This is a genomic window from Pseudonocardia sp. CA-107938 (assembly GCF_050936315.1).
In the GTDB taxonomy this organism is placed as follows: domain Bacteria; phylum Actinomycetota; class Actinomycetes; order Mycobacteriales; family Pseudonocardiaceae; genus Pseudonocardia.
In genome coordinates, this window is sequence record NZ_JBNJNA010000001.1 from 3359937 (window position 1) to 3371390 (window position 11454).

General features: G+C 72.6%; 13 protein-coding genes. 6 read left to right on the top strand and 7 right to left on the bottom strand.

Annotation, left to right across the window (positions count from 1 at the left end; all coding sequences use genetic code 11):
• Window positions 1-38 precede the first annotated feature (38 nt).
• Window positions 39-950, bottom strand: a complete 912-nt coding sequence (locus ACQEVB_RS16755; RefSeq protein ID WP_432980403.1) for an SDR family oxidoreductase — start codon at window positions 948-950, stop codon at window positions 39-41.
• Window positions 890-2914 (bottom strand): ATP-dependent DNA helicase, encoded by a 2025-nt coding sequence (locus tag ACQEVB_RS16760; RefSeq protein ID WP_432971749.1) that lies wholly within the window; start codon window positions 2912-2914, stop codon window positions 890-892. The genes ACQEVB_RS16755 and ACQEVB_RS16760 overlap by 61 nt, the downstream gene beginning before the upstream one ends.
• An 86-nt stretch (window positions 2915-3000) precedes the next feature.
• Between ACQEVB_RS16760 and ACQEVB_RS16765 the strand changes: the two genes are divergently transcribed.
• Together ACQEVB_RS16765 and ACQEVB_RS16770 are read left to right on the top strand one after the other, a co-directional pair.
• Window positions 3001-3885 (top strand): thioesterase family protein, encoded by an 885-nt coding sequence (locus ACQEVB_RS16765; RefSeq protein WP_432971752.1) that lies wholly within the window; start codon window positions 3001-3003, stop codon window positions 3883-3885.
• A gap of 129 nt (window positions 3886-4014) precedes the next feature.
• A complete protein-coding gene (locus tag ACQEVB_RS16770; RefSeq protein ID WP_432971755.1) occupies window positions 4015-4905 on the top strand; it encodes a type IV toxin-antitoxin system AbiEi family antitoxin domain-containing protein in 891 nt (296 codons plus the stop codon).
• Between the two features lie 72 nt (window positions 4906-4977).
• On the opposite strand, the gene ACQEVB_RS16775 is transcribed toward ACQEVB_RS16770, so the two are convergent.
• The 4 genes from ACQEVB_RS16775 to ACQEVB_RS16790 all read right to left on the bottom strand — a co-directional run bounded on the left by ACQEVB_RS16775 (window position 4978) and on the right by ACQEVB_RS16790 (window position 8245).
• Complete coding sequence (locus ACQEVB_RS16775) at window positions 4978-5463, bottom strand: DUF4188 domain-containing protein (RefSeq protein WP_432971757.1); 486 nt, start codon at window positions 5461-5463, stop codon at window positions 4978-4980.
• Between the two features lie 400 nt (window positions 5464-5863).
• Window positions 5864-6397, bottom strand: a complete 534-nt coding sequence (locus ACQEVB_RS16780; protein ID WP_432971760.1) for a DUF4262 domain-containing protein — start codon at window positions 6395-6397, stop codon at window positions 5864-5866.
• A complete protein-coding gene (locus tag ACQEVB_RS16785; RefSeq protein WP_432971763.1) occupies window positions 6394-6942 on the bottom strand; it encodes an isochorismatase family protein in 549 nt (182 codons plus the stop codon). The genes ACQEVB_RS16780 and ACQEVB_RS16785 overlap by 4 nt, the downstream gene beginning before the upstream one ends.
• Before the next feature lies 1 nt (window position 6943).
• Complete coding sequence (locus ACQEVB_RS16790) at window positions 6944-8245, bottom strand: nicotinate phosphoribosyltransferase (RefSeq protein ID WP_432971766.1); 1302 nt, start codon at window positions 8243-8245, stop codon at window positions 6944-6946.
• Between the two features lie 55 nt (window positions 8246-8300).
• Between ACQEVB_RS16790 and clpS the strand changes: the two genes are divergently transcribed.
• The 3 genes from clpS to ACQEVB_RS16805 are packed head-to-tail and all read left to right on the top strand — an operon-like array spanning window position 8301 to window position 9984.
• Complete coding sequence (clpS, locus tag ACQEVB_RS16795) at window positions 8301-8597, top strand: ATP-dependent Clp protease adapter ClpS (protein WP_432971769.1); 297 nt, start codon at window positions 8301-8303, stop codon at window positions 8595-8597.
• 4 nt (window positions 8598-8601) lie between these two features.
• On the top strand, window positions 8602-9162 hold the full coding sequence (locus ACQEVB_RS16800; protein ID WP_432971772.1) for a DUF2017 domain-containing protein: 561 nt from the start codon (window positions 8602-8604) through the stop codon (window positions 9160-9162).
• A gap of 45 nt (window positions 9163-9207) precedes the next feature.
• A complete protein-coding gene (locus ACQEVB_RS16805) occupies window positions 9208-9984 on the top strand; it encodes an SAM-dependent methyltransferase (RefSeq protein WP_432971775.1) in 777 nt (258 codons plus the stop codon).
• 92 nt (window positions 9985-10076) lie between these two features.
• Here the strand turns inward: ACQEVB_RS16805 and ACQEVB_RS16810 are convergent, their stop codons facing one another.
• Window positions 10077-10403, bottom strand: coding sequence for a hypothetical protein (locus ACQEVB_RS16810; protein WP_432971778.1), 327 nt, complete (start codon window positions 10401-10403; stop codon window positions 10077-10079).
• 410 nt (window positions 10404-10813) lie between these two features.
• On the opposite strand from ACQEVB_RS16810, the gene ACQEVB_RS16815 reads away from it, so the two are divergent.
• Complete coding sequence (locus ACQEVB_RS16815) at window positions 10814-11374, top strand: hypothetical protein (RefSeq protein ID WP_432971781.1); 561 nt, start codon at window positions 10814-10816, stop codon at window positions 11372-11374.
• The last annotated feature ends 80 nt before the right edge of the window (window positions 11375-11454 follow it).

Here is an 11454-nt window from a genome sequence, read left to right on the forward strand (position 1 = left end):
CGTGTCGTCGTCACCGGGCGGCGGCGCTGCGTCGGGGGTCACCGGGTGAACGCAGCGGCGTGCTCGGCGAAGAACACCTCCATCGGGCGCGCCGGCCGTCCGGTGACGGCGGCGACGTCGGGGGAGACCTCCGCCGCCTCGCCCCGGGCGTAGTGGGCGTAGTCCTCCAGGAGTCCGGCGAGCTGCCACGGCGGGAGCACTCCCCGCAGCTGCTCCTCGAACACTGCCGGCGGAAGGTCGGCGAAGGTGATCTCCTGGCCGGTGGCGGCGCTGATCGCGGCAGCGATCTCCGCGTGCGTGACGGCGGCCGGCCCGGTGATCGTGTACGTCGCCCCGCCGTGGCCCGGCTCGGTGAGGGCGGTTGCGGCGACGGCCACGATGTCGCGCACGTCCACCACGCTCACCCGCGCCGCGCCGATCGGCGCCGGCAGCACGCCCATGCCCTGCACGATCGGGCCGAAGTCGAGGAAGGCCTGCAGGAACAGGTTGGGCCGCAGGAACGTGAACGGGATGCCGAGCTCGCGGACCCGCTGCTCGACGGCGGCGTGGTAGCGCAGGAACCGCACCGGCGAGTCGGCGCTCGCCGCGTACTGCGACAGCTTGACCAGGTGGCTGACGCCGGCCGCCGCGGCGAGCTCGACGAACTGCAGCTGCTGGGCCTCTGCCCGCTCCGAGGAGCGCGTGACGAGGTACGCGCGGTCGACGCCTTTGAGCGCTGCGCCGACGGCTGCCGCGTCGTCGAGATCGGCCTCGACGAGCTCGACCCCTGGCGGTAGCCGGGCAGGGTCGGTGCCCGGCCGCACCATCGCGCGCACGCCCGTCCCGCGCCGCAGCAGCTCGTCGACCAGCGGCCGGCCGGTGTTGCCCGTCGCGCCCGTGACCAGGACCGTCAGGCGCCGCGGAGGCGGCGCAGCGCCGCGTGCACGACCTCGCGGTCGTCGGTGGGCCAGAACGGCGGCAGCGACGCGCGCAGGAACCCGCCGTACCGGGCCGTGGCCAGGCGCGGGTCGAGGATCGCGACCACGCCGCGGTCGTCCATCCCGCGCAGGAGCCGGCCGGCGCCCTGCGCGAGCAGCAGCGCCGCGTGCGTGGCGGAGACGGTGAGGAAGCCGTTGCCGCCGCGCGAGTCGGTGGCCTTCTGCCGCGCCGCGACGAGCGGGTCGTCCGGGCGCGGGAACGGGATGCGGTCGATGATCACGCACGACAGCGACGGGCCGGGCACGTCGACGCCCTGCCACAGCGACAGCGTGCCGAACAGGGTGGTGGCCTCGTCCTCGGCGAACCGCTTGACCAGCAGCATCGTCGAGTCGTCGCCCTGGCACAGCAGGGGAGTGGAGAGCTTGCCGCGCAGGGCCTCGGTGGCCTGCTTGGCCGCCCGCATCGACGAGAACAGGCCCAGCGTGCGCCCGCCCGCGGCCTCGACGAGCCCGGCGATCTCGTCGAGGTAGGCCTGGGGGAGGCCGTCGCGGCCGGGCGGCGGCAGCTTCTTCGCGACGTACAGGATGCCGCTCTTGGCGTGCACGAACGGCGAGCCGACGTCGATGCCGGTCCAGCGCGGCGCGTCGGGGTCCGGCACGGGGTCGGTCTTGTCGGTGCTCTTCTCCGGCGGCAGGCCCCACTGCCGGGCCAGCGCGTCGAACGTGCCGCCGAGGGTGAGGGTGGCCGACGTGAGCACCACGGTGGAACGGCCGAACAGCCGCTCCCGCAGCAGCCCACCCACCCACAGCGGGGCGATGTGCAGGACCTTGTGGCGCGCCGAGTCGGGGCCCTGCTCGCCCAGCCACACGACGTCGCGGCGCTTGGCGGGGTCCGGCTCCTCGAACGCGCCGAGCAGCCGGGTGGCGGTCTCGGCGATCTCGTCCAGGGCCGCCTGCGCGATCTTCCGGCCGGTCGCGGCGTCGGGGTCCTCGCGGCGTTCGGAGCCCATCGAGCTCTTCGCGTCGGCGGTGGCGTTGGCCAGCGCGGTGAGCGCACCGGCCGCTGCCTGCGGCAACGCCTCCCAGCGGGCGACGGGCAGGTCGTCGAGGATCGCGCCGATGCCCTCGCCGGCCTCGGCCAGGCGGTCGGCGACGGCCTGGTCGACGAGCTTGCCCAGCCGTCGCGCGGCGGCCAGGACCGAGCCCGCCGAGAGCTCGGCGGTGGCCACCCCGGTGACCCGGTCGACCAGCTCGTGCGCCTCGTCGATCACCACGACGTCGTGCTCGGGCAGCACCTGCCGCCCCTCCATCGCGTCGATGGCGAGGAGCGCGTGGTTGGTGACGACGATGTCGGCGCGGCCGGCCTCCTGGCGGGCGCGCTCGGCGAAGCACTCGTCGCCGACCGGGCACTTGGCGGCCCCGAGGCACTCCCGCGCGCTCACCGACACCTGCCGCCACGTGCTGTCGGGCACGCCGGGGACCAGCTCGTCGCGGTCGCCGGTCTCGGTGTCGTCGGCCCAGTCGTGGATCCGCTTCACGGCCCGGCCCATCGCCGAGACCTGGAAGGGGTCGAACAGCTCGTCGGCCGGGTCGACGTCGTCGGGGCCGTGGAGCTTGTTGAGGCACAGGTAGTTGCGCCGGCCCTTGAGGATCGCGAACGACGGCGCGCGTCCCAGCAGCGGCTTGAGCGCCTTCGCCACGCGCGGCAGGTCGCGGTCGACGAGCTGGCGCTGCAGCGCGATCGTCGCCGTGGAGATCACGACGGTGGTGTCCTTCGCGATCGCGTGCCGGATCGCGGGCACCAGGTAGGCCAGCGACTTGCCGGTGCCCGTGCCCGCCTGCACGGCCAGGTGCTCGCCGGTGGTGAGGGCCTTGCGCACCGCGTCGGCCATCGTGTCCTGGCCCTCGCGGCGGGCGCCGCCGACCGCCGTGACGGCCGCCTCCAGCAGCTCGGCGACCCCGGGCAGATCGCGGGTGGAAACGGGAGCGGCGGCCACCTCGCGAGGTTACCGGGCACGTCCGACAACCTGGGGTGGTCACCCTGCACCGCCCGTGACCTGCGCAACAGGTCAGAATGTCTGGAGTGACGACTTCGCAGACCGCTGCTGCGCGCCCCCGCCCGGTACCGGCGGACTTCCCCGTCCTCATCGAGGAGACGCCCCGCTACAGCGATCTCGACTCCAGCCGGCGCATCGGTCGCGACGCGCTCGTGCGCTGGTTCGAGGACGCCCGCGTGGCCGTCGAGTACCGCTCGTTCGGCGCCGACATCACCTCCCGGGAGCGCAGCCAGATCCGGCTGCTGCTCGCGTCGGTGCAGGTGGAGGTGCTGGCACCGCTCACCGTGGCCGGCTCGTACCGGGTCGGGGTCGGCATCACGCACATCGGGCGGTCCTCGTTCACCTACTCGTACGCGGTGTTCGCCGGCGCCGAGTGCGTGGCCACCGGGTCGTCGGTGAGCGTGCACGTCGGCGACCTCGGGGCCGCTCCGCTGCCCGACGGGCTGCGCAGCTCGCTGGAGACCCTGCGCACGGGGACCGAGGGCGAGACCACCCGGCCGCTGCGCGAGCCGGCGCGGCTGGTGCGCGAGAACTACCCGTTCCGCCTCGACGTGCGCACGCGCTTCAGCGACGTCGACACCAACCGGCACGTCAACAACGTGGCGCTGGCCCGCTGGTACCTCGACGGGCTCGCCGAGCTGCACCTCGACGTGCTCGGCTACCCGACGGGCGGCCCGCTCGACGGCCTGTCGCCCAGCTCGCTGCGCGTCGACTACCTCGCCGAGGTGCACTACCCGGGCATCTACCAGCTGCGCGTCGGCGTCGCCGCGATCGACGAGAGCACCGTGCGGTACCTGTGCGGCCTGTTCGACGGGCCGCGGTGCGTGGGCCTGGCCGAGGCCACGGGCGCGCACCGGGCAGAGGGTGTCGGGCTGGCCGACAGCCTCGCGCCGTGGGCGATGCGCGGCTGATCCACCTCACACAGCGCGCGGCCACGTCACACAGGTTGTGACGTGTGTGAGGTGGCCACGCGCTGTGTGACGTCGACCGGTTTCGGCGAAGCCGCCCGCGGGTCGCCCTCGGCCGGGCACCGTGTGCGCATGAGCATCTTCCTGCGGGCCCACCTCCTCCACGACGGCTTCTCCGAGAAGGAGGTGCGCCGGCTGCGCAGCGCCGGGCACCTGTGCTCGATCCGGCGAGGCGCCTACGTGCACGGCCCGCCGCCCGACGACGCCGTGGAGCGGCACGTCCTGCTGGTTCGCGCCGCGCTGCCGCACCTGAACAGCCAGGCGGTCGTCAGCCACGTGTCGGCGGCCGTGCTGCACGGGCTGCCGCTGTGGGGGCTCGGGCTGGACCGGGTGCACGTCACGCGGCCGGGGCGGCGTCGCGGCGGCCGCTGCCACCCGCTGGTGCACGTGCGCACCAACACGCTCGACCCGGCCGAGGTCGTCGTGATCGACGGCATCCCGGTCACCTCGATCGAGCGCACGGTCGTCGACCTGGCCCGTGCCGTCCCGTTCACGCAGGCCGTCGTCGCGGCGGACGGGGCGCTCGCCCGGGACGCCTTCGACGTGCAGCGGGCGTGGGGGCTGCTCGGCGAGATGAAGCGGTGGCCGGGGGCGCCGGCGGCGCGGCGGGTGTTGGAGTTCGCCGACGGGCGCAGCGAGAGCGTCGGCGAGTCGCGCAGCCGGGTGCTGATCGCCGCGGCCGGGCTCCCGGACCCGGTGCTGCAGTGGAACGTGCCCGGCACCGGCTTCGAGACCGACTTCGGGTGGGAGAAGCTGCGCACCGTCGGCGAGTTCGACGGCCGCGTCAAGTACGGGCGGCTGCTGAAACCCGGCCAGGACCCCGGCGACGTCGTGTTCGAGGAGAAGCGGCGCGAGGACGCCATCCGGGACACCGGGCTGGCCGTGGTCCGCTGGACGTGGGCGGAGCTCGACGAGTTCGGCGCGGTGGCGCAGCGCCTGCGCCGCAGGTTCCGGCCGGGCTGAACGACCTCACACAGCGCGTGGCCACGTCACACAGGTTGGGCGGTGTGTGCGGTGGCCGCGCGCTGTGTGAGGTCACCTCTTGCCGGCCGCGAGGCGGTCGCGGGCCTGCCGCATGCTGCCGCTGACCGGCACCGACCCGACCGCTGCCGCCAGACCCACCACGGGCATGTCCACGTAGACGCTTTCGGCCGCCGCCACCGGGAACGTCTCGTGCCACACCCCGACGGCGTCCGGCGCGGCGCGGGCGGCCTTGTTGAACCGCGCCCACGCCGACCGGTGGTGCGCGTCGGTGGCCGAGGCGTACCGGTAGAGCGACTCGGCGTCACGCCAGTACTGGACGATCACCGGCCCGGTGCGCCCCACCAGCGTGCGCGTGCCCAGCACGCCCAGCTCGGGACGGCGGTGCTGCTCCACCAGCATGGGCAGCATCGCGACGAACGTCGGCCACCACCGGTCCGGCCGCCACCACTTGGTGACGGTCATGCCGATGAGGAACACCACCATCCCCTCCGGGACCGCGGCGGAGTCGTGCGTCCATCGGCCGGCTCGGGTGCGCATGCAGCCATGGTGGGCCGGAATGTTGCCACTGTCAAGATTGCGGATCGCCGGCAACGCGGGCCCAGCTCGGTCTGCGGCCGCCACCGCAGCCTTCCGCCCGCCCACCACCCGGCCGCGCACCCGCCCCTGGCGCGTTGATCATGGGCAAAACGTTGCCGACGAAGATCGACTGACGACGTTCTGCCCATGATCAACGCGGCAGAGCGGAGCAGGCCGGCCCGAGCCTCTCCGCGGCCCTGCCCGGCCGCACCGCGCTCGACCCGGGCCCGGCCACCGTCGGCACGGCGCGCGGCCGGGCGACTCCGTGATCAAGGACAAAGTGTTGTCGCACAAGATCAACCAGCGACATTCTGCCCTTGATCACCGCAACCGCCGCCGCAACCGTGCCGCCACCGCCACCTCAGTCGGCCTGCGACGGCTGCGGGAAGCCGTGGTACTCCGGGTCCTCCGGCCAGCGGCCCCAGCGGTCGGGCAGGACGAGCTGCAGCGCCTCGAAGTACGCGCGGTGCACGGCCCAGTGCGCCAGGGTGAGCAGGCCCTGGCGGGGTTTCACGCCGACGTCGTCGAAGCGGACGACGTAGTCCTCGAGCACCTCGGTGGAGGTGTCGCCGGGGGAGAAGCGGTGCCCGTCGCGGACGAGGTCGCCGACGGCGTTGAGGAAGTGCCCGGCCGCGCTCCACCCGCCGACCAGCAGGATCTCGGGGTGGCCGTACCGCGGGGTGAGGCCGACGGTGTACGCGAAGGTCGCGGCGTAGGCGGCCTCGACGCGCGGGTCGTCGTGGCGGACGGCGTCGTGGGAGTGGTCGAGGTCGCCCTCCGCGCAGTACTCGCAGTTGCCGTGCACCATGCAGACGTGCCAGCCGTGCTCGCGCACGTTGGTGACGACGTCGGCCTCGATCCAGTCGGTGGGCTCCGGCAGCCCGAGCGGGATCATCGGACCGTGACGCCGGCGGCGCGCAACTCCCCGATCGCGCGCTCGGTGGACTCCGGCGCCACCCCCGCGCACAGTTCCAGCAGCACCGTGACCTGCAGGCCGGCCGCGGCGGCGTCGAGGGCGGTGGCGCGCACGCAGTGGTCGGTGGCGATGCCGACGACGTCGACGTCGGTGACCCCGCGGTCGGCCAGCCACTCGAGCAGCGCCGTGCCGCCCGGCTCAGTGCCTTCGAAGCCGGAGTACGCGGCGGTGTAGGCGCCCTTGTCGAAGACCGCCTCGATCGGTGCCACGTCCAGCTCCGGGTGGAACGACGCGCCCGGCGTGCCGACGCGGCAGTGCGGCGGCCACGAGTCGACGAAGTCGGGGGTGGCGGAGAAGTGCGCACCCGGGTCGACGTGGTGGTCGCGGGTGGCCACGACGTGGTCGTAGCTCGCGGTGCGCAGGTGCTGCGACACGTCCTTCGCCACCTGCGCCCCGCCCGTCACGGCGAGCGAGCCGCCCTCGCAGAAGTCGTTCTGCACGTCGACGATGATCAGCGCACCCATGTCAGAACCCTTCGAAGACGGTCGGGATCGCGGGCTCGCCGCGGGAGAGCTTGAGGCCCTCCCACGGCACCGACACCAGCGCGCGGCGCAGGTGTTCCCGGGACTGTTCCAGGCTCGGCAGGTCGGGCACCAGCTCACCGCCGCGGATCAGCGGCACCTGGACGGGACGGTCGTGCTCACCGGCCTCGACGGCGTGCCCGACCGGGTGCACGACCTCCTCGATCGCGGTGCCCGTCGGCTTGAACCGGCGCAGCGCGCCCTTGCGGCCGCCGCGCGACTCCTTCGACGCGCTGCGCTTGGCCACCGGCCGCCCGTCGACCTCGACGAGCTTGTAGACCATGCCCGCGGTCGGCGCGCCCGAGCCGGTGACCACCGAGGTGCCGACGCCGTAGGAGTCGACGGGTTCGGCGCGCAGCGCGGCGATGGCGTACTCGTCGAGGTCACCGGAGAGCACGATCCGCGTGCTGGTGGCACCGAGCTTGTCGAGCTGGTCGCGGGCCTGGCGGGCGAGCTCGCCGAGGTCGCCGGAGTCGATGCGCACCGCGCCCAGCTCCGGCCCGGCCGCCTCGATGGCCAGCTCGATGCCGCGGCGGATGTCGTAGGTGTCGACGAGCAGCGTCGTCTTCGGGCCGAGCGCCGCGATCTGCGAGCGGAACGCCGACAGCTCGTCGTCGTGCAGCAGGACCCAGGCGTGCGCCGCGGTGCCGGCGGTGGGGATGCCGTGGCGACGCTCGGCCTCCAGGTTCGACGTCGTGGCGAACCCAGCCAGGTACGCCGCCCGGGCGGCCGCCACGGCCGCGGCCTCGTGGGTGCGCCGCGAGCCCATCTCGATCAGCGGCCGGCCGGCGGCGGCGGTGACCATCCGCGCGGCCGCCGACGCGATGGCCGAGTCGTGGTTGAGGATCGACAGCGCGAGCGTCTCCAGCAGCACCGCGTCGGCGAACGTGCCGGTCACGGTGAGGATCGGCGAGCCGGGGAAGTACAGCTCGCCTTCGGGATAGCCGTCGATGTCGCCGGAGAAGCGGTACGCGGCGAGCCGGTCGAGCGTGTCGGAGTCGACGATGCCGCCGAGCGCGTCGAGCTCCTCGGGGCCGAAGCGGAACCGGGTGATCGACTCGAGCAGCCGGCCGGTGCCGCCGACGACGCCGTAGCGGCGGCCGTCGGGCAGGCGGCGGGCGAAGACCTCGAAGACGCACTGCCGCTGCGCGGTGCCGTCGGCGACCGCTGCGGCGAGCATCGTCAGCTCGTAGCGGTCCGTGAGCAGGGCGGTGCTCACGCCCGTCGACGAGGGGCTTCCAGTCATGGAGCAAGCGTATGGGGCCCTGCGCGGTGTCGGGGCGGGGTGTCACCATAGGGGTATGGCCGGACCGCTCTCCGCCCCCACCACGCAGGTCGACCCGGTCGTCGAGGACAGCGCAACGCCGGATCTGCCCTGGCAGGCGGTGGTCTGGAACGACCCGGTCAACCTGATGTCGTACGTCACCTACGTACTGCAGAAGATCTTCGGCTACCCCGAGCCCAAGGCCACCGCGCTGATGCTCGACGTGCACCACAAGGGCAAGGCGGCCGTGTCGGCCGGCGACAAGGACAAGATCGAGGCCGACGTCGCCAAGCTGCACGCCGCCGGGCTCTGGGCCACGATGCAGAAGGCATGACCTGGTGAAGGGCTGGAAGAAGACCGGCCGCGGCGAGCGTCAGGTGCTCGTCACGGAGTTCGAGCCGCAGGAGATCGCGGTGCTGCGCGGGTTGCTGCGCGAGGTCCGGCAGATGCTGGAGGGCCGCGCCGGAGAGGCGCCCGTCGACGAGCTGGCCGAGCTGACCGGCATGCGCACCGGACCGTCGAAGCGACCGGCCGACCGGGTGGTCGCGCGGCTGCTGCCCGACTTCACGTTCGAGGACGCCGACCTCGCCGCCGGGCTGCGCTCGCTGCACGAGCCGGAGCTGATCACCGCGAAGCTCGAGGCCAATGAGCACGTGCTGGCGTCGCTGCCGGAGGCGGGTGGGCGCGTCGAGCTGCGACCCGACCTGGCCGACGAGTGGCTCACTGCCCTCAACGACGTCCGCCTCGCGCTGGGCACCGCCCTCGACGTCAGCGAGGACATGCCCGACGAGCTGCCCGACGGAGACCCGCGGGCCGAGCACCTCGGCGTCTACCAGTGGCTCACCTTCGTGCAGGACTCCCTGGTGCATGCCCGCATGCGCATCCGCGACCCTCGCTGACCGACACGATGGTGTGACGGCGCGGTGGCTTCTACGCTACGCAACGTGGCCGACGCGACAGAGCTGAGATTCGACATCCCCCATTCCGCCCGCGTGTGGAACTACTACCTGGGCGGCAAGGACAACTACCCGGCGGACCGCGAGCTGGGCGATGCCGTGATCGCCAAGTTCCCCGAGATCAAGCTGATCGCCCAGCACGCGCGCCAGTTCCTGGTCAGGGCCGTGCGGTACCTGGCAGGGGAGGCCGGCGTCGACCAGTTCCTCGACATCGGCACCGGCCTGCCGACGATGCAGAACACCCACGAGGTGGCGCAGTCGATCGCGCCCGCCTCCCGGATCGTCTACGTCGACAACGACCCGCTCGTGCTCGCGCACGCCCGGACCCTGCTGGTGAACACGACCCCCGAGGGCGTCACGACCTACGTCCACGCCGACGTGCACGAGCCCGAGCAGATCATCGCCGACGCGCGGAACGTCCTGAACTTCAACCGGCCGATCGCCGTGCTCCTGCTCGGCATCCTCGGGCACACCGCGCCGGAGTTCGCCGACATGCTCTCGATCATCCGGCGGCTGGTGGACCCGCTGCCGTCGGGCAGCTACCTCGTCCTGCTGGACGGCGCCGAGGCCGGCGCGGCAGCGCAGGCAGCGTCCACGGTCAACGGCTACACCATGCGCACGCTCGACGAGTTCCGCGAATGCTTCGCAGGCCTCGAGATCATCGAACCGGGGATCGTCCAGACGCCGCAGTGGCGGCAGGACCCGAGCGTCCTCGGCTCGGTGCCCTCGATCGACTCCTACTGCGCGGTGGGGCGCAAGCCGTAGCCCGCGCTCGCCGTCAGGGTGACTGCCTCGGCACGTGGTCATGCGCCGTCCCTCGGTGAACTCGCCGGTGAAGCCGTCCGGGTCCCGCACCTTCATCTGCCGTTCCCATGGCCGGTCCTCGGCGGGCGCACCGGCAGGCCGCGGGCGAGCAGTTCCTGGTACAGCCCGTCGAGGTCGTCGGTGAACAGTTCGACCTGCACCAGCCCGCGCAACCCGCGGGCCATGTTCTCCGCGTCGGCCACGACCGGGCCGACGCGGAGCAGGCCGATCGGCGCTTGAAGGATCGTGGGGGACCGATTGGCGACGAAGGTGCGCCGTTCCAAGGACAGCCGTGTGGAACTCCAGATCGAGAACGAGCCGTGGCGTGCCGAGCACGTCGCCCTCAACATCGAACGGCGTTCCGACAGCGTGCGGCGCACCGCACGATCCGCCGATCCGCGACGTCGAGTTCCTCGCTGACCTCCCGGGGCCTGGCCTCGTCCAGTTTCATCGCGGCGTGGCCGACTGCTCGGCGGGCGGTCGGCGAGCATCGACATCCTGGAGTTCGTCGAGCGCTGCCCCGACCTCGGCGCGCTGGAGCTGGACAGACGCGGCATGATCGACTCACTCGGTCCGCTGCGTGGGACGAACGACTCCGAGCAGCGGGACAGAGGAATCGGCCGACCAGAGTTTCCGTATGTTCGGCCGCGCAATCGATCATTTTCGAACAGGCGTCGATCCGCGGATTTCCCGACACCTCGACCTCCGAACAGCTGTGCCGACGTGTCGCGGGCTCCGCCGGCAGCGCGGTCTGCGATCATGGTCTGATCCGGCGTGGCACGATCCGCACGTGGATCTCTCGACCGTGCTGCCCTACGTCAAGCCTGCCCTTGACCCGAGCGCGCCGCGCGGAAATCCGGTCGGACTGCACGACGGAGGCGTGCCTGTTTCGCGGCCGTTCGTCGGTTCGCTGCTGACGACCTACGTGGTGGATGAGGGTGACTGGTTCCGATACGTCACCGACACTGACATGAGGGCGGTCGGACACTCGGTCGAGCAGCTGCACGGACATGCGGTGGAGAACTTCGCCCGTTTCGCTACAGGCCGGCTCGACATGCCTCGCTACGGTGCGATCACGCCGGTGCTGTTGGACGGCAACCTCGAAGTGAGCGTCATGTTCCTCGACGACGTCTGGGAGTGGTGCGCGGCGGAGTTCGGCACGGCTGAGATCGTGGCCGTGGCGCCGTGCCGCGAGGTCCTTGCGTTCTGTCCCGCAAGCAGCGTCGACGGGCGGGCCGAGCTGGAGGAGCTGATCGAACGCGTCTGGTGCAGCGCCGACCATCCGCTCACGAAAGACTTCTACCGGCGTGCCGGCCGAACCTGGGTGCTTGACAGCGGCTCCACTGCATGACGCACTCGCACGCGGGACTGTCTCGTTGACAGTCTCTGGGCTGCGTGGACTTCGGGCCGGAGTTCCCGGACCCGCCGCAG

What these genes read in the sequence shown, in the direction of transcription:
- ACQEVB_RS16775 (WP_432971757.1), bottom strand. Translation starts at nt 5,463, where the DNA reads ATGCGCACCCGAGCCGGCCGATGGACGCACGACTCCGCCGCGGTCCCG.
- clpS (WP_432971769.1), top strand. Translation starts at nt 8,301, where the DNA reads ATGGCCGGACCGCTCTCCGCCCCCACCACGCAGGTCGACCCGGTCGTC.
- ACQEVB_RS16790 (WP_432971766.1), bottom strand. Translation starts at nt 8,245, where the DNA reads ATGACTGGAAGCCCCTCGTCGACGGGCGTGAGCACCGCCCTGCTCACG.
- ACQEVB_RS16785 (WP_432971763.1), bottom strand. Translation starts at nt 6,942, where the DNA reads ATGGGTGCGCTGATCATCGTCGACGTGCAGAACGACTTCTGCGAGGGC.
- ACQEVB_RS16770 (WP_432971755.1), top strand. Translation starts at nt 4,015, where the DNA reads ATGAGCATCTTCCTGCGGGCCCACCTCCTCCACGACGGCTTCTCCGAG.
- ACQEVB_RS16780 (WP_432971760.1), bottom strand. Translation starts at nt 6,397, where the DNA reads ATGATCCCGCTCGGGCTGCCGGAGCCCACCGACTGGATCGAGGCCGAC.